Source organism: Corynebacterium urinipleomorphum (assembly GCF_900155535.1).
GTDB classification, from domain to species: domain Bacteria; phylum Actinomycetota; class Actinomycetes; order Mycobacteriales; family Mycobacteriaceae; genus Corynebacterium; species Corynebacterium urinipleomorphum.
The window spans coordinates 83,051-107,783 of sequence record NZ_LT706963.1 but is presented as its reverse complement, the minus strand read 5'-3'; the positions used below and the strand labels follow the sequence as shown (position 1 = coordinate 107,783).

18 protein-coding genes, 3 tRNA genes and 1 riboswitch are annotated in these 24,733 nt (G+C 61.3%); of the genes, 9 read left to right on the top strand and 12 right to left on the bottom strand.

Annotation, left to right across the window (positions count from 1 at the left end):
• Window positions 1-406: 406 nt before the first annotated feature.
• From CZ338_RS03335 to CZ338_RS03325, 3 genes are read right to left on the bottom strand one after another with little or no spacing between them, the layout of a single operon-like run.
• A complete protein-coding gene (locus CZ338_RS03335; protein WP_087116898.1) occupies window positions 407-1,120 on the bottom strand; it encodes an ABC transporter ATP-binding protein in 714 nt (237 codons plus the stop codon).
• Complete coding sequence (locus CZ338_RS03330; protein ID WP_087116897.1) at window positions 1,113-1,955, bottom strand: ABC transporter permease; 843 nt, start codon at window positions 1,953-1,955, stop codon at window positions 1,113-1,115. Before CZ338_RS03330 ends, CZ338_RS03335 begins: the two co-directional genes overlap by 8 nt.
• Window positions 1,936-2,958 carry an ABC transporter substrate-binding protein gene (locus CZ338_RS03325; RefSeq protein WP_087116896.1) on the bottom strand — a complete coding sequence of 341 codons (1,023 nt, stop codon included), beginning with the start codon at window positions 2,956-2,958 and terminating at the stop codon, window positions 1,936-1,938. The genes CZ338_RS03330 and CZ338_RS03325 overlap by 20 nt, the downstream gene beginning before the upstream one ends.
• A 38-nt stretch (window positions 2,959-2,996) precedes the next feature.
• Window positions 2,997-3,099: riboswitch (TPP riboswitch) on the bottom strand.
• Window positions 3,100-3,258: 159 nt separating this feature from the next.
• Between CZ338_RS03325 and CZ338_RS03320 the strand changes: the two genes are divergently transcribed.
• On the top strand, window positions 3,259-3,582 hold the full coding sequence (locus tag CZ338_RS03320) for a YdhR family protein (RefSeq protein ID WP_162287298.1): 324 nt from the start codon (window positions 3,259-3,261) through the stop codon (window positions 3,580-3,582).
• Between the two features lie 18 nt (window positions 3,583-3,600).
• Window positions 3,601-4,896, top strand: a complete 1,296-nt coding sequence (locus CZ338_RS03315) for a hypothetical protein (RefSeq protein ID WP_087116894.1) — start codon at window positions 3,601-3,603, stop codon at window positions 4,894-4,896.
• 67 nt (window positions 4,897-4,963) lie between these two features.
• On the opposite strand, the gene CZ338_RS03310 is transcribed toward CZ338_RS03315, so the two are convergent.
• The 6 genes from CZ338_RS03310 to gyrA all read right to left on the bottom strand — a co-directional run bounded on the left by CZ338_RS03310 (window position 4,964) and on the right by gyrA (window position 9,441).
• Window positions 4,964-5,036, bottom strand: a tRNA-Ala gene (locus tag CZ338_RS03310).
• Window positions 5,037-5,442: 406 nt separating this feature from the next.
• A complete protein-coding gene (locus CZ338_RS03305; protein WP_087116893.1) occupies window positions 5,443-6,051 on the bottom strand; it encodes a DUF305 domain-containing protein in 609 nt (202 codons plus the stop codon).
• Between the two features lie 238 nt (window positions 6,052-6,289).
• Window positions 6,290-6,362 (bottom strand) — tRNA-Ala (locus tag CZ338_RS03300).
• Between the two features lie 16 nt (window positions 6,363-6,378).
• A tRNA-Ile gene (locus CZ338_RS03295) sits at window positions 6,379-6,452 on the bottom strand.
• 91 nt (window positions 6,453-6,543) lie between these two features.
• A complete protein-coding gene (locus tag CZ338_RS03290) occupies window positions 6,544-6,885 on the bottom strand; it encodes a DUF3566 domain-containing protein (protein WP_087116892.1) in 342 nt (113 codons plus the stop codon).
• A gap of 3 nt (window positions 6,886-6,888) precedes the next feature.
• Window positions 6,889-9,441, bottom strand: coding sequence for a DNA gyrase subunit A (gene gyrA / locus CZ338_RS03285; RefSeq protein WP_235839455.1), 2,553 nt, complete (start codon window positions 9,439-9,441; stop codon window positions 6,889-6,891).
• Window positions 9,442-9,610: 169 nt separating this feature from the next.
• On the opposite strand from gyrA, the gene CZ338_RS03280 reads away from it, so the two are divergent.
• The 6 genes from CZ338_RS03280 to tenA all read left to right on the top strand — a co-directional run bounded on the left by CZ338_RS03280 (window position 9,611) and on the right by tenA (window position 12,523).
• Window positions 9,611-9,835, top strand: coding sequence for a CopG family transcriptional regulator (locus CZ338_RS03280; protein ID WP_087116890.1), 225 nt, complete (start codon window positions 9,611-9,613; stop codon window positions 9,833-9,835).
• A complete protein-coding gene (locus CZ338_RS03275; RefSeq protein ID WP_087116889.1) occupies window positions 9,835-10,104 on the top strand; it encodes a TetR family transcriptional regulator in 270 nt (89 codons plus the stop codon). The genes CZ338_RS03280 and CZ338_RS03275 overlap by 1 nt, the downstream gene beginning before the upstream one ends.
• A gap of 50 nt (window positions 10,105-10,154) precedes the next feature.
• Window positions 10,155-10,478 (top strand): hypothetical protein, encoded by a 324-nt coding sequence (locus CZ338_RS03270; RefSeq protein ID WP_143341244.1) that lies wholly within the window; start codon window positions 10,155-10,157, stop codon window positions 10,476-10,478.
• 249 nt (window positions 10,479-10,727) lie between these two features.
• Window positions 10,728-11,165: a DUF6918 family protein gene (locus CZ338_RS03265; RefSeq protein WP_087116887.1), complete on the top strand. Its 438-nt coding sequence runs from the start codon at window positions 10,728-10,730 to the stop codon at window positions 11,163-11,165.
• Window positions 11,166-11,196: 31 nt separating this feature from the next.
• Window positions 11,197-11,856 (top strand): TenA family protein, encoded by a 660-nt coding sequence (locus tag CZ338_RS03260; RefSeq protein ID WP_087116886.1) that lies wholly within the window; start codon window positions 11,197-11,199, stop codon window positions 11,854-11,856.
• A 4-nt stretch (window positions 11,857-11,860) separates the two neighbouring features.
• Window positions 11,861-12,523: a thiaminase II gene (gene tenA / locus CZ338_RS03255; RefSeq protein ID WP_087116885.1), complete on the top strand. Its 663-nt coding sequence runs from the start codon at window positions 11,861-11,863 to the stop codon at window positions 12,521-12,523.
• Here the strand turns inward: tenA and CZ338_RS03250 are convergent.
• From CZ338_RS03250 to gyrB, 3 genes are all read right to left on the bottom strand, one after another.
• Window positions 12,520-13,437: an alpha/beta fold hydrolase gene (locus tag CZ338_RS03250; protein ID WP_087116884.1), complete on the bottom strand. Its 918-nt coding sequence runs from the start codon at window positions 13,435-13,437 to the stop codon at window positions 12,520-12,522. The genes tenA and CZ338_RS03250 overlap by 4 nt on opposite strands.
• A 148-nt stretch (window positions 13,438-13,585) precedes the next feature.
• Window positions 13,586-20,986 (bottom strand): G5 domain-containing protein, encoded by a 7,401-nt coding sequence (locus CZ338_RS03245; RefSeq protein ID WP_087116883.1) that lies wholly within the window; start codon window positions 20,984-20,986, stop codon window positions 13,586-13,588.
• A 373-nt stretch (window positions 20,987-21,359) separates the two neighbouring features.
• Complete coding sequence (gene gyrB / locus CZ338_RS03240) at window positions 21,360-23,465, bottom strand: DNA topoisomerase (ATP-hydrolyzing) subunit B (protein WP_087116882.1); 2,106 nt, start codon at window positions 23,463-23,465, stop codon at window positions 21,360-21,362.
• 404 nt (window positions 23,466-23,869) lie between these two features.
• On the opposite strand from gyrB, the gene CZ338_RS10805 reads away from it, so the two are divergent.
• Complete coding sequence (locus CZ338_RS10805; RefSeq protein WP_143341243.1) at window positions 23,870-24,589, top strand: DUF3800 domain-containing protein; 720 nt, start codon at window positions 23,870-23,872, stop codon at window positions 24,587-24,589.
• Window positions 24,590-24,733: the final 144 nt, after the last annotated feature.

Below are 24,733 nucleotides of genomic sequence, written 5' to 3'. Positions count from 1 at the left end.
GATCGTCCTCGGCTGCGTCGGCGTCGTCGCTTTCCTCCTGGCCATGCCGGGTTTCTGGAAGGAACACGTGCTCATGGAGAAGGACATCCACCCGGAGCTGGACGTCTAGCCGCTCCCCCACCCCGACTCCATAACTAACGCCCGGCCACAACAGGCCGGGCGTTTCTGCTGCCCCCGAACGCGCACCCGGCGCGAAACCGAATCCTCGCGCCATCAAGATGCGCGAACGGTAACAATTGATCGGCAACTATGCTCCCGACAACGGCGTTATGTCGCAGTGGGAAGACGTAGTAGACCAGAGTTGCCGTTCGATTGTTACCGTTCGCGGAATGGGCGCCGGCGGAATGGGCGCCGGGAAACCGCCCGCCGGCGGTGAAACCGGGTACGAGCCGCGCTAACGGGCGAGCTAGCGGGTCTGCAGATGTTCCAGGATGCGGCGCTCCAGCTCGCCGAACTCGGGTGAGCTGATCACCTCGGTTCCGCGGGGGCGAGGCAAATCCACGTCGATGATCTCGCGGACGGACGCGGGACGGGGGCTGAGCACCACGATCCGGTCGGAGAGCATGATCGCCTCGCGCACATCGTGAGTGATCAGCATGGCGGTCCAGTCGTGCTCGGCCCACATCCCCTGCAGCCATGTCTGGAGTTCGGTGCGGGTGAGGGAGTCGAGGGCGCCAAAGGGTTCGTCGAGAAGCAATGTGCTCTTCTCCTGCACAACGGTGCGCAAGAGCGCGGCGCGTTGGCGCATGCCGCCGGAGAGCTGGAACGGCAAGGCTTTTTCGAATCCCTCGAGGCCGAATTGCGGGAACCATTCCCGTGCGCGGGCCCGGGCCTCTTTTTTGGGCACGCCCTGGACCTCGAGACCCAGCGCAGCGTTTGCTTCAATCGTGCGCCACGGAAAGAGAAGGTCTTTTTGGGGCATGTAGGCGGTGGTACCGTCGAAACGCAGCTCGCCGGAATCGGGCTTGTCCAGCCCGGCAATGATGTTGAACAGCGTCGACTTGCCGGCGCCCGAAGGTCCGATGAGCGAGACGAACTCGCCCGGCGCGACATCGAAGCTCACGCGGTCGAGCACCTGGCGGTCGGCGAATGCGCGGCTGATCTGGTCGAGCTCAAGCACGCTCGGCCTTCCTTTCCTTGATGTGCCACGGGATGACCGCGCGCTCAATGAGGTAGGTGGACAGGTACAGCAGGACACTGATCACTGCCGTGACCACCACGGCGGCGAGCACGAGGTCGGTGCGGAAGGCGTTCTTCTGCACACTCATGTAGATGCCCAGGCCCTTCTTGGCGCCGACGTACTCGGCGAAGATCGCGCCCGTCACCGCGTAGGTGATGCCGATGCGCAGGGCGGTAAAGAATTCCGGCATTGCCGACGGCAAACGCACCATCCAGAACTCCCGCCACTTGGACGCCCCCATGCTGCGCAGCAGATTCGACGCCTCGCGGTCGGTGCGGGCGAAGCCCTCGATCAAGCCGATGGAGATGGGAAAGAACGTCACCAGCGCCACCACCAGTGTCTTGGGCAGCAGGCCGAAGCCGAACCAGATGATCATCAGCGGGGCGATGGCCACCACCGGAATCGTCTGGGAGGCGACCAGCAGCGGTGTCAGACCGCGCTTCAGTGTCGGGGAGAAATCGATCGCGATGGCGATCAGCCACGCACACACCAGCGACAGTGCGAAACCGATCAGCGTCACCTGCAGTGTGGCCAGGGCGTGGGTGCCCAGGATGTCGCGCTGAGCCCACCCGGAGCGGGCCACCTGCGACGGGGCCGGCAGCACCTGGGGGCGCACGCCCGTGACGCGCACGAGCACCTCCCACACGGCCAAGCCGACGAGGACGAAGACCAGCGGCACCCAGATATTGCTACTGAGCCCGCGAGCCCGCCCGGCACCGCCGCCGGCGGTGACAGATGACGTGGCCGCCGCGGAATTAGTCGGCGATGTACTCATTAGTGAAGTAGGTGCTCCAGTCGGGGGCTTCGGTCAGGGGGTTATTCGTGTCGTCGACAAGCAGCTGGTTGTCGAAGAGGAACTGACCCAGGTTAGCCCAGTGCTCCTGCGTCTGGTGGCCGAACTTGCCGTTCTCATCCAGCATGTACTTCTCGGAGAGCATGCGCTGGCTCTTCTTCACAAACTCGAGGTCAGTGAGAATCTCCGGGTTCTCCTTCTGCAGGATCTCCGCGGCCTCATCCGGGTTGTCCACTGCGTCCTGGAAACCGCGCTGGATGGCCTGGACGAACTTCTTGGCCTCCTCCGGGTGCTCCTCCATCCACTTGTTTCCGCCGACGACGAGCATCTGGTAGCTGTCCGGGAAGCCGTAGTCGGTGTAGGCGAAGTTCTTCAGCTTCACGCCGCGGTCCTCGGCCTCGATGCCCTCCCAGGCAACGTACGGCACAGTGAAGTCGACGTCGTGGGAGTACAGCGCCTCGTATGCGGAGGTGCCCAGGGTGACTTCCTCGAACTCGCCCTTGCCGCCGGCGCCGCGAATGACGCCCTTGAGAATCGCGTGGTCGGCAGGCGACCCGAAGCCGCCGAAGGTCTTGCCGTCCAGGTCGGCCGGGGTCGTGATGTCATCGCGGTCAGCCAGGACGCTGACCTCGGTGGTCCAGGTCTGCTGGATAGCCAGCACGGAGCGCACATCGGCGCCCGCGGCCTTGGCCATGGTCATGCGGTCCTGCGTGTCCACCGCGAACTCGGCGTTGCCGGAATCGACCAGCAGGATCGGGTTGCTGTCGTTGTACGGCACGACCTCAACATCCAGGCCCGCGTCCTTGAAGTAGCCCTTGTTCATGGCCACGTACAGGCCGGTGTGGTTGGTGTTCGGCGTCCAGTCCAGCGCGAAGCGGACCTTCGTCATACCGTCTTCCTCGCCCGCGCTGCCACCGCATGCAGCCAGCATCATCGTCGATGCGAGCGCAGTCAGAAAAACGGCGATCTTCTTGCTAATGCCCATGTACCTCGGCCTTTCTCAGGGCGGACGGGCATAGGCGCACGCAAACTTCGCGACCATCCCTCCGCCAGTGCTAACTGGTTCAGGTTCGACGGGTGTCATCTCAGCCCGGCCAGTACGGCCCGGGCACCCCGTGTCACGCATTCCAGGTTATACCAAGGCCTCACCCAGCTTCGGAGAACTTCCGCTTATCGACGTTCCACTCCCCCCCCCTTGCATTCCACAGACAGAGTAGTACAGTAGATTCTATCCTTTACAGACCGCTTAGTCTGTGGGGCCGATATGAAACAGAAAGGAATCACTATGTCCACTCTTCTCTCCGTCACCTTCGACAGCCCCTACGAGTTCACCGACCAGAAGATCCGCGAAGGATTTGAGCAGGCCATTCCGGACCTGCAGCAGCTGCCGGGCCTGATCTGGAAGGTCTGGACGTCCCAGCCGGGCGAGGGCCGCGGGGCGTCCTTCTACCTCTTTGATTCCGCGGACAACGCGAAGCAGTGGGGCGAGGGTCCGCTGGTGAAGACCCTCGAGGACCTGGGCAACTCCAACATCGACGTGCAGTACTGGGAGGTCGAGGAGGAATTTTCCAAGCAGACCTTCGCCGTCCTTGCGCGCACGAATAGCTAGACCGCCGAGGTACGCGAAATGACAATCCCCCAATCAGCACAGGACTTCGGGCTTTTCGAGTCCCTGGTCGGCCGCCGCTCCCGGCGCGTCGGCCTCGGTGCCGTCATCCCCGACGGTCCGCTGGCGTACGAGTCGCCGTTCGAGCCCATTCCGCTTTCTGACGATGAACGTGCCCTCCTCGCTTTCGCCGCCCTCGGCGTAACCGGATTCAACCTGGGCATGCCCCACACGGCTTCCGGCGAGACTGACAAGGGCGCCAATTACATCGTCCGCTACCTCGGCCGCACTGCTCCCAGTGGTGCGGGTATCGAGTCCAGCGAAATCCTCATCACCGACGACTCCGGCACCTACATCTCCCAGACGCGCAACCTGTCCCCGGATCAGCTTGCGGAGATCGCGGAGTCCACAACGCTCGAGGACTACGTCGCGCACGCCAAAAACAACTTGGTCAAGCTTTCCGACGATCCCGTTCGGCTCCCCGCCGAGTGGGGCTTCATTGACAAGCACAACTGGTGGACAGCTCTGCAACCGGGCACCACCCTGATTGTGCCGGTACTTGATTCCGCCGAGTACGGTTTGAACCTGCTCAGCTTGCTCTCCGGCGAAGGCACGGTTGTGTGGGACGAGCAGGCTGACCGGCCCGTGGGCAAACCTGAAAAGTTGCTCAAGAGCGGTCACCTCAATGCCGACATGAAGGTGCCCTACTCATTCTTCGAGTCCTACTTATTCAAGATGGCCAACCATGAGCTGAGTCTCGCGCCTTACAATGCGCAGCTTGCCCTCCAGGCTATGGGCTTGGGCGGGTGGCTGTACGGCGGCATCAACCCCGATGCGCTGTTGGGCGCCTTTGCTGAGCACGGCCACAAGGGTTTTGGTTTCACCTTCGAGCAGTCAGGTCCGCAGAACATTCCGAATCCGGTCGGTCTACCCGAGTACTTTGAAACCCTAGCCCCGCCGTTCGTCTCCTCCCCGCGTGAAGCAGTGGAGACGTTCATCGCCCGTAAATTCGGCCCGAACGGCACGTACGAGGCCAGCCAGGGACCATACAAGGATCAGCGCGGTGTCACCTCGCAGATCCAGCGCGTCACCGACGAGCAGGTGGAGTACTACATCTCCGTCGTGGAGGAGATTTACGAGCGCGACGGCCGCTATCCCGGGTCTGGCCCCACGGTGCTCTCGGGCATTTACACCCAGGCCACCCACGTCGATCCAGAGTACTACGCGACGTTCCACAACGACGACGCACTGCTTGAGACCCACCACAACCACTTCAACGACTGGCACGGTGGCGAACAGCCCAAACGCCGAAAGTAACTTCCCATAGCGAATGGGAAAGCATTCGACCTCCTAGCCGTGAACCGCGGTTAGGAGGTCCATCTTGTGGAGCATAGGGGAATCGAACCCCTGACCTTCGCATTGCGAACGCGACGCTCTACCAACTGAGCTAATGCCCCTCAGACACCAAAAAACGTTACGCCTCTCCCCCTCCGGCGCCAAAATCGGTCTTCGGCTCTGGGAAAGCGCATTCACAGAGTGCGCTTCACACTTTCACTCAAACTGAGAATATGAGCGTCAAACTGCGAATCAAAGTGCGAAAACGTACCTTTTTCGCAGTTTCATTCACACTCTGTTTCTCCCTTGGGCTACTTTTCAGCCGGCACTGTCACTCGACTTATGGCCATAACCTAAGGCCCTCCGTCCCTGCCTGAGACCGTTTTCGGCCGCCTGCGCGTTGGACGATGCGAAGACTGTGACTATCACTGCGAGGTTCTTTGTCAGTTTCACACTTAGATTTGTGAGTTTGAGACTCTGAACGTTCGGAGCTTGAAGGAAGACACTGCCTATATGAAGGCGCAGCAGTTACCGCAGGAGCTCTTCCATCTCCCCCATCTCGGCGAGCTGGACATCGATCATTTGCTGCGCCATCTCACGCAGCGGTTCGTAGCCGCCGCCTTCAACCTCACCCTGCGTCATGTCGATGACGTGGGCGTGGTGGGTGTGCATCATCTCCAGGAAGGCGGTGCGCAGCTCGTCGCCCTTCAACGTGGCGAACTGCTCGAGCTCTTCGGGCTGGAACATCCCGTTCGCGATGTGCTTGGAGTGGAACTCCATGTCTTCCTGGATGCCCCACTCGTCGGCCCAGGCCCGCATCTGCTCGTTTTCGCGCTCCTGCCCGTCTTTGATGCGCTGAGCCAGGTCGCGCACTTGGGCATCCTCGACGTCGGAGGCCAGGAGGACATCGGACATCTCGATGGCTTGCTCGTGGTGGGGCACCATCATGCCGAGGAAGTGGACGTCCACCTCGTTGTGCGTGCCTTCCTCCGAATCGGAGGAGGTGCGCAGCGACGGGATGAGCACGCTCGCCAGGAACACGAGCGCCGCGACGATCGCGAGACCCGCCACCAACGGCTTCCGGTTCGGGCGGGCGGTCTCAAGTGATTCGTCGTCCCGGTGATCCTGCTCTGGCATTGCTACTACCTCTCTAAAAACATGAACTGATGGCCATGAACCGTTCCTCATGAACGGTGTAAATCTCATGACCAGACTAACCCAGCGGCCCGACATCCCGGTTGATGCAGGACAGTTCATGCTGATCGAGTACCGCGCGCTCACAAGGGACGCGCCAAGCCTGGTCCCCAGCCTGCCCCCAGCGCGCAAGCGCAAAGCAAAACGCCGCCGACCGAAGTCAGCGGCGTTCCACATTTTGTGGAGCATAGGAGAATCGAACTCCTGACCTCCTCCTTGCAAGGGAGGCGCTCTACCAATTGAGCTAATGCCCCTTTGTTCCGAACTGTGTGGGCCTAGCAAGAATCGAACTTGCGACCTCATCGTTATCAGCGATGCGCTCTAACCGACTGAGCTATAGGCCCCGCTCGGAACTTCTAGAACATTACCCAGACGACCCAATGAACACCAAATCGCCTGGTCATGTTCGTATTTCTTCGCTTTTAGAACTGCGGTTTAACGGTAGTCGGTCAGCTCGAGCCCAAGCCCGCCGACGAGATCCGCGAGGGCGTTGTAGATGAACGCGGTGAGCGGTGCCATGACAGCTACGAACACCACGCCGATCAAGCCCGAGAGGCCGGCAAGAGCGAGGACGAGGGGGAAATCGATAGCGGTTTCCCCGCCCACGCCGCCGATGAGGGAGTTCACGGAATCAACAACCCCGGCGGCGTCGACGGCGAGGTACAGCAGGGACACGGCGATCAGCCACGCGGCGAACCCGATGAGCGCCATGAGGGTTCCCACCTTGAAGGCGCTCCCGGGGCGGATGCGGGTGACAGTCACGTTACGTGCGGCCATGCGCTACGCCTCCCCATCGGAATCAGACTCGTCAGAATCAGACTCGTCGTAATCGTGGCTCCCGCCCACCTCATCGGTCTCGACGGAGTTGACGTTCACGGGCTCACCGCCTTGGTCGAGGGTCTTCTCGCCCTTGGCCACAGCAGTGGCTTCCTGCTCGCCCTCGTCCTCGACGTTGACGTCGATGGCCAGCAGCTCGTTGCCCTCGGCCAGGTCCACGAGGCGGACACCCATGGTGGCGCGGGAGGACGGACGGATCTGGTTGACCTCGGTGCGGATGACACCGCCGGCGGACGTGATGGCGAAGATCTGGTCGTCTTCTTCCACTGCAAGGGCGCCGATGAGCTTGCCGCGCTTCGGGGTGTACTTGAAGGTCATCACACCCATGCCGCCGCGGCCCTGCGGGTTGTACTCGCTGATCGGGGTGCGCTTGCCGTAGCCGCCGGAGGTGGCCACGAGGAGGAAGTCGTCGTCCTTCACCGTGGTCATGGCCAGCAGCTGGTCGTCGCCGCGGAAACGCATGCCCTTCACGCCGGCGGTGGCGCGGCCCATCGGGCGCAGCTGCTCGTCGTCGGCGGTGAAGCGGATGGACTGGCCCTGCTCGGAGACGAGCAGGATGTCGTCGTTCTCGCTGACCAGGGAGGCGCCGATCAGGGCATCGCCTTCGTTGAGGTTGATGGCGATGAGGCCGGCGGAGCGCGCGGACTCGTAGTCGGTCAGGCGAGACTTCTTCACACGGCCGTCGCGGGTGGCCAGCACCAGGTACGGGGCGTCCTGGTAGGTCTGGATCTGGATGACCTGGGCGATCTTCTCTTCCGGCTGGAATTCCAGCAGGTTGGCCACGTGCTGGCCGCGTGCGGTGCGGCCTGCCTCCGGCAGCTCGAAGGCCTTCAACCTATAAACGCGGCCGAAGTTGGTGAAGAAGAGGATCCAGTCGTGGGTGGAGCAGATGAAGAAGTTCTTCACCACGTCGTCCTGCTTCAGCTCGGCGCCGCGGACACCCTTGCCGCCGCGCTTCTGGGACTTGTAGGCGTCCACCTTGGTGCGCTTGGCGTAGCCGGTGGCGGTGATGGTGACCACGACGTTCTCGCGGGCGATGAGGTCTTCCTCGGTGACGTCGCCGGTGGCGGCGACAAGGCGGGTGCGGCGCTCGTCGCCGTGCTTGTCCACCACCTCAGCAAGCTCGTCTGCCACGATCTGGCGCTGGCGCTCCGGCTTGGCCAGGATGTCCTTGTAGTCGGCGATCTCGGCCTCGATGGCGGCCAAGTCGTCGACGATCTTCTGGCGCTCCAGGGCTGCCAGACGGCGCAGCTGCATGGCCAGGATGGCGTCGGCTTGGACCTCGTCGACGTCGAGAAGCTCCATCAGGCCCGTGCGTGCCTCGTCCACCGTTGGCGAGCGGCGGATGAGCGCGATGACCTCGTCGAGCATGTCCAGTGCCTTGACCAGGCCACGCAGGATGTGGGCGCGCTTTTCGGCTTCGTCCAGGCGGTACTGGGTGCGCCGGACAATGACCTCGATCTGGTGGGCCACATAGTAGCGGAGCATCTGGTCGAGGCGGAGAGTGCGCGGCACGCCGTCGACAAGCGAGAGCATGTTCGCGCTGAAGTTCGACTCCAGCGGGGAGTGCTTGTACAGGTTGTTCAACACAACGCGCGGTACGGCGTCGCGCTTGAGGGTGACCACGATGCGCATGCCCACGCGGTCGGAGGACTCGTCCTCGATCTTGGAAATGCCGGTGAGCTTGCCCGCGGCGACCTGCTCCGCAATGCCGGAGATGAAGTTATCCGGGTTGACGTTGTACGGCAGCTCTGTGATGACGATGACCTGGCGGGTGCCCGCTTCCTCGATCTCCGTGACACCGCGCATGCGGATGGAACCGCGGCCGGTGGTGTAGGCGTCCTTGATGCCCTGGTCGCCGACGATGAGTCCTGCGGTGGGGAAATCCGGGCCCTTCACGCGCTCCATGCACGCGTCGAGCGTGGTCTTGTCGTCCGCGTCGTGGTTGTCCAGGATCCAGTAGATGGCCTCCGCGAGCTCGCCCAGGTTGTGCGGCGGGATGTTGGTGGCCATACCCACGGCGATACCGGAAGAGCCGTTGAGCAGCAGGTTCGGCACACGCGACGGGAGCACGACGGGCTCTTGCGCCTTGCCGTCGTAGTTGGGCACGAAGTCCACGGCGTTCTCGCGGATGTCGCGCACCATCTCCATGGACAGCGGCGTCATCTTGCACTCGGTGTAACGCATGGCCGCCGGGCCGTCGTTGCCGCGGGAGCCGAAGTTGCCCTGGCCGTCCACCAGCGGGTAGCGCATGACCCACGGCTGCGCGAGACGCACCAGCGTGTCATAAATAGCGGAGTCGCCGTGCGGGTGGAATTGACCCATGGTGTCGGAGACCGGGCGCGCGGACTTCACGTAACTGCGCTCCGGGCGGTAGCCGGAGTCGTACATGGCGTAGACAATGCGGCGGTGCACGGGCTTCATGCCGTCGCGCACGTCCGGCAGTGCGCGACCGACAATGACGCTCATGGCGTAGTCGATGTAGCTGGTCTGCATCTCCTCATTGATGTCAATGGGGAGAATGCGGTCGCTCTCGCTACCGCCACCGAAAATATCGTCACTCAAAGTTCATGGCCTTTCGGTTAGAAATGTTCATACAGCAGTTTACGCACCGCATGAACCATTCCCCCGCTGCCATGCGGTATCTAAGTGATACCATCAGCGCATGGCTATGACGCTGAGGTTGTCCACCGAGGAGGACCGCGCGCTCGTTCTGCTCGCCAGCGCCTGGGGGTGCAGCAAACAGGAAGCCGCGAAGCGTGCGGTGGTCATTTCAGCGGGCAGACTGCTTGACGACGCCGCCGTGGCTCAGCTTGCCCGCGACACCATCCCCGGCCGCGCCGCGTTGCAGGCCCGGATCCGCCGCGCCCGACCGCATGAAGCGGAATAATGCGACCGCTGAGCCCCGAACAGCTGCTCATCATCGCCGACGAGTGCTGCGCGACGTGGGGCACGACTGTGCGCAGCTATTCCGCGATCTGCGCAGCCGCCGCCATTCCCGGCGCGAAGCTGGAAGGCCTCGCCGTCTTCGACTCCCCAGCCGCCGCAGCCACTGCGCTTACCCGCGGCATCGAACGCCTCGAACCCCTCGCCGGCTTCAACACGGACTTCGCCTCCGTCGCCGGCGAGATCTATCTGCGCTGGTGCGAGGGGGAGTGACTCACACGTACAGCCAGCGGCCCCAAAATGCCCGTTCTAAAATGCTCAGCATGAGAAAGCTCACCTCGGCCGCCCTCGCGGCAGCCCTTTCCGCTTCACTGCTCGTTGCCCCTGCCGCTATCGCCGCGGATACTGCGGAAGACCGGTCTTCGTCTTCCTCCACCTCGGTGACCAGGGACCGGGACAATGCTGGCGCCATCCCCGACGGATACGAACTTCCGGAGCAGCCGCCTTTCGGTAGCGCGTACACCGGCTTCGCCCCGCTTTCGATCTTCCTGGCAGCCGCGGCTGTCGCAGGAATCCTCGGGGTTATCGCGCAGTTCCCTCCTGTGAAGGCTGAGCTGGACAAACTCCGCCAGCAGTTGCCGTTCTAACCCCCGGGTGGCAGCGCCCCACAGCGTCTGTTACATTTGTGGCTGTTGTGGTTGCAGTGATTCATGTGAAACTGTGGCGGAAGAACTGCAACTGAGGAAGAACAGAATCGGCCCCGCAGGCACCTCTCCCCTCGAGGAGGACATGCCCGCGGGGTCGTTCTCGTTCTATGCATCGACCACGGGCACAGCGATGCCGCACCAAATCCTCCCCGCCCAACCGCGCCAGTGAAAATCCATAGACTGGGCCCCATGACTGATCTGACTTCCCTCTTGGACAGCCCCACCCGCGGCCACGTCACCGACGACTTGGTCGCGCTCGCGGACAAGACCATTACCAACCAGTCCGGCCTGACCGGCATGGCGCTCAAATCCGCGATCGCCGCGGCCAAGAAAGCCGACGACAACGCCCTGCACACCGGCATCAACCAACTGCTTCCCAGCGTTGTTGAAGAACTGAAGCCGTACTGGTCCGAGTACGAGGGATCCGAGGCGAACAGCTTCGGCACCTACCTGGCTGATAATGAGGACAAAGTCACCGACTCGGTGCTGAAGATCGGTGATTCCTTCACCGACCGCGCCCCGGCCCCCGCCCAGAAGATCTACTCCACCATGCGCGGAAAGATCGGCAGCGTCATCGCCCCGGCGCTGCCTGAGTTCGGCGAGATCATCGAGCGCCACGCCAAATAAGACCACGACGCATCCACAGGAAGGACTTCACATGACTCGTTTCAGCGAAGAGCTGCGCGACGCCCACCGCGAGACGTGGGATGCCGCAGTAGGCCACCGTTTCGTGCAGGAGCTATTCGACGGCACGATTGATAACGGTGTGATGGCCGGCTACCTGGTCCAGGACTACCGCTTCCTGGACAGTTTCCTGCAACTGCTCGGTGCGGCGGTGGCCACAGCGGATGACCTGGCGCCGCGCCTGCGACTCTCCCAGTTCATCGGTGAGGTCGCCGGCGACGAGAACACATACTTCCTCCGCTCCTTCGAAGCACTCGGCGTGAGCGACGAGCAGCGCGACAACACCCCCAACACCGCAGCGTGCGCTGGCTTCACCGGCCTGATGCGGGACGCGGCACAGACCCGCTCCTACGCCGCAGCTATCGGCGTGCTGGTGGTAGCGGAGTGGCTGTACCTCGACTGGGCCACCAACGCGCCGGAGGACCGCCCGGAGAGCTTCGTCCACAACGAGTGGATCGAGCTGCACGATTACCCAGAATTCCACGAGCTTGTGGAGTTCCTCCGCAGCGAGGTCGACCGCATCGGCGAGGGCAGCGAGGAGGACCGCGCCATCATCACCGAGTACTTCGGCCGCGCCACCGCACTTGAGCTGGAATTCTTCAACAACTCCTACGAGCAACCACTAGAGGTGTAAGAACATGAATCTGCTGCAGCTACTCAAGCAGGATGCCCCCGAGTGGGACGCGTACATCCACCACGCATTCGTCGAGGACCTCGGCGAGGGCACGCTGCCGCTTCCGGTCTTCCAGGACTACCTCGTGCAGGACTACCTGTTCCTAGTCCAGTACGCCCGCGCGAACGCCCTCGCCGCGTACAAGTCCCGCAACCTCGGCGAGATCCAGGCGGCGGCGCAGGGCCTGTCCGCCACCATCACGGAGACTGAGCTCCACCGCCGCCTGACGGAGCGCTGGGGCATCACCCGCGAGGAGCTCGACCATGCACCGGAAAAGCAGGCCACCGTCGCGTACACACGCTACGTGCTCGACACCGGCATGGCCGGCGACCTGCTGGAGCTCCAGATCGCGCTCGCGCCGTGCCAGATCGGTTACGCGGAGATCGGCACCTACCTGGAGCCGAAGCTCAAGGAGAACCCTGATCACCCATACGCGGAGTGGATCCAGGAGTACGCCGGCGAGGACTTCCAGAACCAGGCCGAAGCCATGACCACGCTTCTCGACGACCTCTTGTCCCTCCCCGCCCACGAAATCCAGGGCACGAAGCGCTACGAGCGCCTCCTGGACATCTTCCGCACTGCTACCCGCCTCGAAGCCGACTTCTGGCAGCAGGCTCTCGACGCCTAAAGCGAGTCCACGAACCGGTCTAGCCGGTCAGCGACCCGCTCCGGCTTCCGGGCCCACTTCGTGTGGCCGAGTCCCCCGATGAGCTGTTCAATCTGGACCTCATCGGGGTCGAATTTATCCGCCAGGTAGGCCGCGGATGCCAGCGTGCAGTCATCGTCGTCAGTGAAGCGGGTCAGCAGAATCGGGACGGTGACCTTCTTCATCTCAGCCTCGTAATCGATGTCCTGGCCCCGCAGATTAGCCAGCGAATTGGTGTGGGCGAACCGCATCCATTCGCGCACGTGCACGTCGGACTGACGGCCGTACCCGGCTAGGTCTACCCGCCCCGCCGGCCAGAAGCCGAGCACCGTGGACACCGCCGTCATGAACAGGCTTCCCAGCGCCACTCGGCGGCGGTCCCTGCCCACGAATCCGTTCTTGTACGGGCTGCCGGCGCCCACGCCCATCATGCCCACCACGCCAAGCTCCTTCGCCTCCGGGCGCGCCAGGAACAGCGACCCCACCTGGCCGCCCATCGAGTGGGTCAGCAGCACCGTCGGGTGGTCAGCCGGCAGGCCGAGCTCCTCCTTCGCCGCACGGATCGTCGCCGGGTAATCCTCCGATGCTGTGTCGTGGTATCCCCACCGCGCCCTACGCGTCGCTTTGGCTTTGCTTCTCCCCTGCCCGCGCAGCTCACCGATCACCACCGGGTAACCGCGGTTCGCCAACTCCTGCGCCGTTGGCCGGAAATAGCGTGCCCCCATGCCGAATCCCGGCCAGATAGCCACCAGCGGCTTAACCCCATTGACTGAACTGCCACCATTCCCGGCATCCCCCTGCGCCGGGAACACGAACACGGGCGAGGTGGGCCCGCCCGGCAGTGTCACATCTGCGTTGACGAAGGCGTAGTCGCCCGGATGACTGTTTTCACTCATGAGAAGTAGTGTGCCAGATCACAAACACAGATGAACGAAAATGATCAAACCCCACAAAGGAAAACTCCCCATTGGTTGGCGTCTGATTTCTCAGCCCAACTAATGGGGAGCACTTCAGGTGAATTTCACCTTCACCTGCAGCCGTAGCTTATCGACGGCTCGAGCTTCCCTCACCGAAGTCAATCGCCGTCTTGGCCTGACCGACCTCAGCAGAGCACCAGTCATACAGCACGCCGCTGATCGCAGCCAGCGCCGCAACCGCACCGATGACCTTGCCGATCATCTGGACATTCGGGTCACCAGCCAGCGCCTGCAGCTGACGGTTCGCAGCATCCACCTGAGCCATCAACTGGTTGATCTGCTCGTTGTTCTGGTGGTGGCCACCGAACCCGAAGTCCGGCATCGACTGCTGCACACGACGGTTGATCTCCGCGTTGAACTCACCGAACTGCTGGTTGATCGCAGCCATGTGCGGCTCAAGGACCTTGCCGCCCACAGCACCCAGGATGCCGATCGGCAGCAGCCACAGGATCGGCGAGCGCACCGCGTTACCGAAGCAACGCTCTGCCGTCTGCTTCGCCTTTACCGAAGAACCGTCCTCAGCCGGCGGAACGATGGTCGGCTCGTCCGTGTCCGGCTTACCCGGCTTACCCGGCTTAGACGGCTCCTCAGCCTTGGGGTAACTCGCCTCGATACGAATCGGCTTGATCACTTCCGCACCATCGGTGCGCTCGTAATCCAGCTCCACCGGAGTCACCTGACCAACGAAGCCCTTCTTCGGGGTAAAGCTGACTTCGCCGGTCTCCGGGTTGACCTTCCACACGCCCTGATCCTCAACGGTGAGCGTGCGGCCGTCGTCGCTGAGCGTGCCGCCGTTGACCGGACGGAACTTCAGCGTGTCGTTCTTCACCAGCGGGTCACGCAGCGCCAGGGCCAGTGGAATATCCGGCTTGCCCTTAGCGATGATCGTGCCACCGACAACCTTGACCTCGACCTCCTTAACTGGTACCTCGACCGTGGTTGTCACCGGGTCAGCCTTTTCCGTGACGGTCGTTGTCACCGGCTCACCAGTAAGCGTGGTGGTCACCACGGTCGTCTTCGGATCCGGGGTGATCGTCGTCGTCACTGGCTCACCCTGTTCGGTGACGGTCGTCGTGACCGGGGACGGAATAACCGTCGTGGTCAGCACCTTTGTCTCCGGGGACGGAGTCACGGTAGTGGTGTGGTAGTGGTGGTTCTCAATCACCGTCGTGATCGGCACCGTCACCGTCTCCGTGGTTCGCTCGGTGGACTTCTCCGTCACCGTCGTCGGGACTTCCTTGGTGGTCGTCAATATCGTCGGCTCACCATTGACCGTGGTTGTGATCGTCTCGGTCGTTCCAACCGTCGTCGGCACAGGCTTTTCCACGGTCGTCGGCGACGCAGTTATCTCAGTAGTCGTGGCCGTCGTGGTTACCGGCTTGGTGCCCACGCGAATGATAGCCTTCTTCGGGTCCTGGGTGTCACGGGTGATCTTCGGCTCGCCAACGGGCTTACCGTCCTTGAACTCCTGGGTGGAAGTGATGGTCTCCAGACCATTCTGACCCTGCTGTTCAACCTTCTGGGTACCAGCCGGCAGAGTATCGTCGAGGACGAATTCCGTCTCGTACGGCAGCAGGTGGGACTCAACAGTCTTCAGGGTCTGATCAGCGATCGTCGGACCGTACTCGATGATCTGCTTCTTGGGCTCCTTTGTGATCTCTTCCTTGGTAGACGCCGCGGCATTACCGTCGGTCGCGGTGAAATCGGCGGTGAACTTCTTCTCACCGAACTCGCCCTCCTGGACGACCTTAATTTCACCCGGCTTCAGATCGGGGTTGGGTCGAACGATCGTGTCGTACGGCAGCGGGGCAACCCATTCCACCTTGTGGGAAGCTTGAGCTGGCTTAGTACCGACAGTCACAATCTTCTTGACAGGCTGCTCAATGACCTCTTCAGTGATCGTCGGCTCACCAGGCTGTGAGTTGACGATGTCGCGTACGATCGTCACCTTCTTCTTGCCCGGCTTACCTTCCTGAGTCACCTTGGACTCGCCCGGCCTCAGGTTCGGGTCGTAGACAACCTCCACATCGAACGGAATCTCAGCCTCAACGGTCTCAGTGTTCTTACCCGTTGCCTTCGTGCCGACCTTGATGATGTAGTCCGTCGCCTGAGTCTTCGTCTCAGTACCGTCAGCGTGGTGAACGATCTGGCCAGGCTTTCCTTCCTGGGCGATGACGTATTTACCAGCCTCAATGGTCGGATCCTCTTCAACCTTGACGCCGTAAGGAGTCTCCTCGGTCCACTCGGCGCCTTCGGCCGGCTTGCTGCCGACGCGGACAACGCGCTGTACCGGCTCCTTGGTCGTTTGGGCAGAGACCTTTCCATCCGTGAAGGTAACAGTCACCTCACCATCGACGCCCTTAACGTCTTCGACCTCCTGCCCGGGCTCAAGGTTCGGATCAAACACGATCCTCGTCGTGAACGGCAACTTGACCTTTTCAGAACCCGAATCCGGCACAGCTTTCACCGTCGTGGTCTCGGTTTCCTTCACCGTGGTCGGAACGGTCGTCGGAACTTCCTTGGTCTCGATGATGGTCGTAGAAACCGTTGTCGGGATTTCCTTCGTCTCGGTGATCGTGGTCGGAGTGCCATCGACGGTCGTCGTCACCTCGGTTGTCTCAGTGACGGTCGTCGGAACTTCCGTGGTCTGAGTGACGGTGGTCGGGACCTGTTCCGTTGCAGTAGACGTAGTGGTGATCGGGTTCGTACCCACACGGATGATCGCCTTCTTCGGAGCCTTAGTCACCTCCGTGGAGATCTTCGGCTCGCCAACGGGCTTACCATCCTTGATCTCCTGGGTAGAGGTGATCTTCTCCTCACCGTTCTCACCCTGCTGGTCAACGACCTGCTGGCCGGCCGGGAGTGTGTCGTCGAAGATGATCTCGGTCTCGAACTCAATCGTACGGGTCGTCTCAGACTTGAGAATCTGGTCAGCAATCGTCGGACCGTACTCGATAACCTGATCCTTCGGCTGCTTGGTGACCTCTTCCGTCGTGCCTGCAGTCGAATTACCTCCGGTGGCCGTGAAGTTGGCCGAGACCTTCTTCTCGCCGTACTCGCCCTGCTGCACCGTCTTGACCTCGCCCGGCTTCAAATCCGGGTTGGGGCGGATAACCGTGTCGAACGGGATCGGAGCAGTCCAAGCGACAGCTGCGAACGCAGAGTCCGGCTTGGTGCCGATAGTGACAACATGCTCAACCGGCTCAGTCACCGTTTCTTCAGTCACGGAGGCTTCGCCGTTCGGTTGGCTGTTGACCACTGGCTGGTTGACCGTGACCTTCTTCGTGCCCGGCTTGCCCACCTGCGTCACCTTAGACTCACCCGGAGCCAACGACGGGTCGTAAACGAAACGAGTCGGGAACGGAATCTCCGCCTCGTAGGAGTTGACGGTCTCACCCGTCGTCTTCGTACCGACGCGGACAACTGCGTCGACCGGCTCCTTGGTGCGCTCAGTGGTGATCGTCGGCTCGCCAACAGGCTTGCCGTCCTTGATCTCCTGCGTCGCAGTCACGGTATCCACACCGTTCTCGCCCTGCTTATCGACGACCTGCTCACCAACCGGCAACGTCGGATCCGCCACAAACGTGGTGTTGAACGGAACCGGGTTCGTCGTCGTCGACGTCAGAGTCTGATCCGCAATCGTCGGACCATATTCAATGATCTGATCGGTCGGCTCAGTGCGGCTGGTCTCTTCCTTGACAGCAGCCTCACCGTTAGTACCGGTGAACGTCGCGGTGTACTTCGCCTCACCGTTCTTACCATCCTGAACGGTCTTGACTTCGCCCGGCTTCAGATCCGGGTTCGGGCGCACAACCGTGGAGAACGGAATCGGCTCAGTCCACTCAACCGTGTCGGTCGCAGTCGCCTGCTTGGTGCCGACCTTGATCACCTCAGTGACCGGTTCAACGGTGACTTTTTCGTCGCGCTTGGTCTCGGTGACCTCGCTGTTGACGATGGTCTGCGTGACCTTGACGGTCTTCTCGCCAGCCTTACCCGGCGTCACAACCTCATAGGTGCCAGCCGGCATGTTCGGGTCGATTTCGACCTTGGTCTCATACGGCACCGGCTCAGTGTGTTCAACCGTGTTCGCACCCTCGGTCTTGGAACCAACACGGATGACAGCATCCTGCTTCTCGGTCACGGTGGTGGTCGTGACGACGGGGTCGCCGGAGGGCTTGCCGTCAACAAGCTTCTGCGTGCTCGTGACCTTCTCTTCGCCGACAACGCCCTGCGTGTCGACGACCTGCTCACCCTCCTTCAGGGTGTTATCGAAGACGATCGTCGTCTCGAACGGGATCTTGCGTGTGGTCTCGGTCACCAGCTCCTGGTCATCCAGGCGCGGGCCGTACTCGATGATCTCCTCGACCGGCTGCTTCGTATCCTCAGACTCGACAACGGAGGCCTGGTCACCGGTTGCGGTGAACTTAGCGGTGTAGGTGCGCTCGCCGTTGACGCCCTTCTGAACAACCTTCTGCTCGCCCGGAGCGAGTGCCAAGTTCGGCCGGGTAGTCGTGCTGTACGGAACCGGGACCTTCCAGGTCACGTCCTTGGATGCCTCAGCCGGCTTGGTGCCGATGTGCACAACCTCGTTGGTCGGCGCAGTAGTCTGCTCCCACGTGCCGTCGCGATTCTGCTTTTCCTCGCCAGCGACACCCTTCGTGACAGTCTTGTACTCGCCAGCCGGGATGGTGTCGTCGTAGACGTACTCGACCTTGAACGGCACCGGGCGCGTCGGAACGTCGACGACATTCACGACAGCCTTAGTAGTGTCTTTAGAACCGTCCGCGTAGGTCACAGTAACTGGAATCTCGACCTTGGAGCCCGGCTTCGCATCCGCCGGTGCGGTAGCGGTGATCCTGCCTTCCTTGTCGATGCTGACATCCCAACCCGGGGGAACAGCGCCCAACTCGTAGGGGTTGTCCGCCGCGAGGCTTACATTGTCCGGCTTCTGGAGCTCGACGGACAATTCTGCCGTGTCACCGGGGAACACCGTCTCAACCGGGTACGAGGGCTCAGCCTCCCAGCTATTGGTCAGCTTCACGACGGTGGTGACTGGCACCTGCGCAACCAAGCCGTCCTGGGTTTCAACCCTGGCGAGGACGGTGTTCTTGTCGCCGGGCTTGGCGTCAGCCGGGGGAGTGGACGAAACGACACCGGTGTCCGGGTCAATCGTGTACTTCCAGCCGTCTACTTCCTGCTTAAGGATCGGCTGGTCCCCGTTCTTGCCAAAGGAGAAAGTCGAACCCTTTGGAGCATCCTCGACCTGGTGCTCAACCGCTTGGTTCGGGCCGGTGGTCTCCACCGGGTAGACCGGAGCAAGGTCACCCTTGATGACGACAACGGTAGCCTTTACCTTCTGCGGCTTGTTCTCGTCGTAGTGTGCGAGAACGGGAAGATTAAGAACGTAGCCTTCGGGCGCAGTTTTTGGAATTCTGGTGGTGATTTCACCAGTGGTTTCGTTGATCTTTACGTTCCAGGTGCCGGAGTCATCCGTCAGGGTGAAGGTCGTCGTGCCGTCTTCGAAGGTGTAGCGCTTCGGTGGCTCGTCGGTCGTGTTGCCGCTCAGCCCACGCTCAGGAACCTCGGGCTTCATGCTGACGTCCTGGTTCGGCTTGTTGGTCACCGTGTCGTAGTCGGGGATCTTGATGTCCACGATGGCCTGGAACTGGACCTCAACCTCATCCTTGGTGCCGTCCGGGTATGTGGCCGTCACCTTCGGGGTGATGACGGTGCCCGGCTCGACAGACTCATCCGCTACCGCGGTGACCTTGCCGGTTTTATCGACGGTGACGGTCCAGCCAGCCGGGACGGTCGCGGGATCAACCTCGTAATTTGCCGGGTGAACCGTATCGTGGCCTTCCAGGATGGGCTCCAGAGCGATCTGGGAGGTCATGTCCTCGTTTACTTTGCCCTTAGTCAGACCCGGGCGCACCAGGTCGGTGACCTGGGTGTTATTCGGGTCGACGACGACCAGCAGCTCGAGCACATCGGTGGAGCCGTTCGAGTACTCGACGACCACCTTCGGAAGTGCGAAGGTGCCCGGCTCCGGGTTCTCCGGGGCGGTGACGGTGACTTCGTGAGTCTCCTTATCCATCTCGACGGACCATCCCGCGTAGACGTACTTCTTGTCGAGCTTGACCTTCGCCTCGAAGCCGCCCTGATCCTTCTTCTTCTTCAGGTCAGCGATCAGATCCGGAACCTGCGTGAAGGTCACCTTTTGCGGCTCGGTCGCAAGCGGACCCGTCGCGCTGTCTACACCGGAAATGATCGTGGCAGAGGTCTTGCCATACTTCGGATCGTGGTACTCGGTGTCATCGAGGGAGAACGCCTTCGAGTCGATGACGTTCGCCTTGCTGTAACGCTCCAGCGAGTTGGAGCTGTCGAAGGCCTTACCTTCACCGGAGTTGTTGTGCTCTGCCGCGGCCTGGAGCTGACCCACAGAACGCGGCTGCGCCAGCACAGAGAAGTTCACGTTCTTGTCGGTCGCAAGATCCGTGCCGCGGTACTCGGGCCAGGTGAAATAGATGTCACCGTTGTCGTCGACACGCAGGTTCTGCTCACCGCCGGACACAGCTGGGTCCGTGGTGCCGATGAACTTGCCGTTACCATCGTAGGCCTCCACGACCATGCGGGAAATGGAGTCATCAGTGCCACCGCCCGTCAGCGCGGGGATGTTGATGTGGCCGACCTTGGTTTCATCGCCAGCGACGATCACATGCTTTTCGAAGTCCTCCCACGACACCGTGATGGGATTACATTCGATGTTCTCGCTCGGCCACGGGTTTACAACTGCCCTGAATGCGGCATTGTCACCCTGGGTGGCTTTCAGACCGTTAGGGTTCTCCTTCGTGTACTTACCCATCCAGGCGTAGCGCACCGGGTTATCAGCACCGGCCTCTGCGAACTGCTTGACCTCGTCCTCGGTCAGTTCCGCCCAAAGAGTCAGGTTTCTCTGCTCACGCGCAGCCGTGATGGTGATGTTTTCATCAGCCTTCGCGGTGACTTCGAGGGGAGGCTCGACAGGGAAAGTCGTGCCTGCATCCATAGAGGAAACCGAGCCCGTATTCAAGAGATTGCCGTGGTTACCCGAATTGGCGAAGCTCCAGTCCGCGAACGTGCGGTCCTGCGAGTTGTCGAAGGCGAGGCTTACACCCCAATCCTTTTGCTTTTGTACGAGTGTGCGTGGACCTGGCTCGAGGCTCTGCCAGCTGAAACCCGCCTGGCTGCCACTCTGGGAATTATCATCGACGACACACGAACCGGCTGGCAGGTCCGAGGCCTTCTGCGCGTCTTTCTCGACCGCGCCGGACTTGCCGCGGAGACCACCGGTCATTGTAGCAGCGGTGGCTTGGGTCGCCGCGGGGCCGGGGCCGACGACGCTGAGACCGCCGAGGGCCAACGCGATAACGGAGAGGCCGGCGATGCCGGTGCGAGAGGACCTTCGCACACTGCGATTTGATTTAGTCACATTTACTCCTGGTCAATCATCACGGAGCGAACCACTATGAAGAGGCAGGCATCCGGATAGGCCATGAGCTTGTAAAAGCTCATGGATATGTGATGGATAAAGTTATTAGTCGATGGTAGACGCGACCATTCTTCCACTTCTTTCAGTGAAGCGTCAATCATCTGTAACGCGCCTGAGCTTGGGATATTCCTTACTGAACAGAGGCTTAAATACCCCACTGGTCTGATCAGCATGAATCCTGTACAGGCACCCCAAAAACGCCCTAGCTGAGAGACTGTGATTTCCCTCACTAAACATTAACGGAAGGTTAACGGGGGGTGACAAGGGAGCGTCGATAAGCGAAAAGCTTTGGCGAACTGCTAGGTGCTGGCCCTTAAACGTCGAGGAAGCGCACGTCCTTCGCCTTGCGTGTGATGAAGGAACGGCGGGCGGCGACGTCGTCGCCCATGAGGATGGAGAAGAGCTCGTCGGCGCGCTGAGCGTCCTCGAGGTCGACGCGGCGCAGGACGCGGTGCTCCTTGTCCAGGGTGGTCTCCCAGAGCTCACCCGGATTCATCTCACCCAGGCCCTTGTAACGCTGAATGCCGTCATCGGTGTTGATCTTGCGGCCCTCGTTCAAGCCGGCCTCCAACTCAGCGTCGCGCTCAGCGTCGGAGTACGCGTAGCCCGGCTCGCCCTTCGCCCACTTCAGCTTGTACAGCGGCGGGTTAGCCAGATACACGTGGCCGTTGGCGATCAGGTCCGGCATGAGGCGGTACAGCAGCGTGAGCAGCAGCGTTGCAATGTGTTGGCCGTCGACGTCCGCATCCGCCATGAGCACGATCTTGTGGTAACGGAGCTTGGAAATGTCGAATTCGTCGTTGATACCCGTGCCCAGCGCAGTGATGATCGCCTGAACCTCGTTGTTGTTCAGCACGCGGTCGAGGCGGGCCTTCTCCACGTTCAGGATCTTGCCGCGTAGCGGGAGAATCGCCTGGTACATCGAATCGCGGCCCTGCTTTGCGGAACCGCCTGCGGAGTCACCCTCCACGATGAACAACTCGGAGACGACCGGGTCCTTCGAACGGCAATCCGCTAGCTTGCCCGGCAGGCCGCCAAGGTCCGTCGCGGACTTGCGGCGCACAGACTCGCGCGCCTTGCGGGCAGCCTCACGCGCCTGGGAAGATGACACGGCCTTCTTGATGATCACCTTCGCCTCAGCCGGGTTGGCGTCGAACCAGTCGTTGAGGTGCTCATTGACCGCGCGCTGCACAAAGCCCTTGATCTCCGAGTTGCCCAGCTTGGTCTTGGTCTGGCCCTCGAACTGCGGGTCGCCCACGCGGACGGACACGACGGCAGCGAGACCCTCGCGGCAGTCATCGCCCGTGAGGTTCGGGTCCTTGTCCTTGATCAGCTTGTGCTCGCGCGCGTAGCGGTTCATCAACGAGGTCAGCGCCGCCCGGAAGCCCTCCTCGTGTGTACCGCCCTCATGCGTGTTGATGGTGTTGGCAAAGGTGTGGACCGACTCTTTGAAGCCGCCGTTCCACTGCATGGCGATCTCAAGCTCGTGCTCCTCACCCTTCGCCTCGAAGCCGATGGTGGTCGGGTGGATCGCCGTCTTATTGCGGTTCAGGTAATCCACATAGTCGATCAGGCCCTCCGGGTAGTGGTAGGTGACCTTCTTCTCGCGCTTCTTTTTCGTTCCCGGCGCGACACCCGTCTCGTCGCCCGCGTCCTCGGTCTTCTCCGTGTCCGAGACGCGTCCGGCCTCAGCGTCGCCTGCATCGTCTGCGTCGTCGAAGGAATCGCCCTCGACCACCTGGGCGGTGTCGCCCTCTTCGGCGATGGCCTCGAGCTCCAGCTCCTCGTCGGAGACACGCTCGTCCTTCAACGTGATGGTCAGGCCCTTGTTCAGGAACGCCATCTCCTGCAGGCGGCGAGCAATCGTGTCGTAGTCGAAGTTGACCGTCTCAAAAATCTCCGGGTCCGGCCAGAACCGGATGGTGGTGCCTGTGCCGCGGGCATTCGGGCCCTCCACCAGGTCCTCCGGGATGGCGTTGGTGAAGTTCTGGTACCAGTGCTTCCCGTCGCGCTTGATGTCCGCCTCGACGCGGGTGGACAGTGCGTTGACCACAGAAATACCCACACCGTGAAGGCCGCCGGAGACGGCGTAGGACTCGGAGTCGAACTTACCGCCGGCGTGCAGCTGGGTCATGACCACCTGCACCGTCGGTGCGCCCGACGGGTGCATTTCCACCGGAATACCACGGCCGTTGTCCACGACCTGAACACCGCCGTCGGCCAGCAGAGTCACCTCGACCTTGTCCGCGTAACCCGCCATCGCTTCGTCGACGGAGTTATCCACGACCTCCCACACCAGGTGGTGCAGGCCGCGTACACCGGTGGAGCCGATGTACATGCCGGGGCGCTTGCGCACGGCCTCCAACCCTTCAAGGATGGTGATCGATGACGCGTCATAATGCGGTTGTTGCTCGGCCACTTTCCCGAAACTCTCCTGTCACGGCGTGAATACGTCTTTAACCTATGTCATCTTACACGGTTGTGGTCCCCCACAGACGCACCGCCAAGGGCAGCGACAGAGTGTTTCACGCGCGTTTTGGTGGTTTGATACTGGTGCCCGTACGGCGACGGGTGCAGACGCCGGTCCAATCAGCCCCCAGCCCACCTCCATCACTTAAGTCCCCTAGAAAATGGGCCGGAGCCGACCCCGCGGGGGCCGACTCCTGCATGTCTCTAAAGCTACCCCGCCGGCATCTTTGAATCAAGGAGTTTAGAAGCGTCTAAATTGCCATAGCATCTACGTACACGATCATTCATGCAGCGTATGCAGAAAAAGTATTCAGCACCTCACCCAAATGGTAGGTCCAGAAGTAGCCTGATCACATGCGGTTGACTTATCTCGACGAATCCGGCAGTTCGGATGGGACTCACTACATCTTCGGTGCACTGGTATGCGATATAACCCAGGCTAAGTCAATCGAAACGAGAATGGATCAGCTCGGTGCGGCTTTATCGCAGAAGTACTCTGGAACGATTCTTCCTTCCACAGAATTTCATGCCGTAGAGATCCGACACGGTAAAGGCTTTTGGCGACACATAACAATGGAGGACCGATTCGAGGTTCTCCGCGAAGTGGTTTATGCGGTAGAAAGCGCAAACCCACAGTTCGTCACCCGATCCATCAACATTCCAGGGTATAAGTCCAGGTATGGCGAGAACGCATTACCCGTTCACCAGCAGGCAATGGGGTACATCCTCGAACAAGTTGAACACCAAATGGCTCGGTTTTTCAGCGATGAATTGACGGTTCTATTTGCCGACGAACATCATTCTGCTCCAGATGCGCGAGCAAATTTGCGTCGAGCAAAATCGTCCGCAGTTCGAGGGAAAGTCAGCGTACCTCTAACTCACATTTTCGACACTGTTTATTTTGGGCCTTCCGATTACAGCCGACCCCTACAGGCAGTGGACATCTGCACCTATTTCTACATGCAGTCACGATTTTCCAGTCCTGCTAAAGACCCATGGGCACGATCTCAGATCGAAAGTATCTGCGAGGTTGTGGATAGATTTTTGCAATTCGAATACGAATGGCCTTCTTAGTCCGCTTGCGCAATTGAAAGCACCGAGATATTGCTAGCTCCCCCGACAGTTCAAGCGCCCCGAGCGTCCTGCTGGGCAGAACCTTCGCCTTTCGGCTCAATCTCGGAGCTAACAGGTGAAATTTTATCCCGCCGTTCCCCTGAT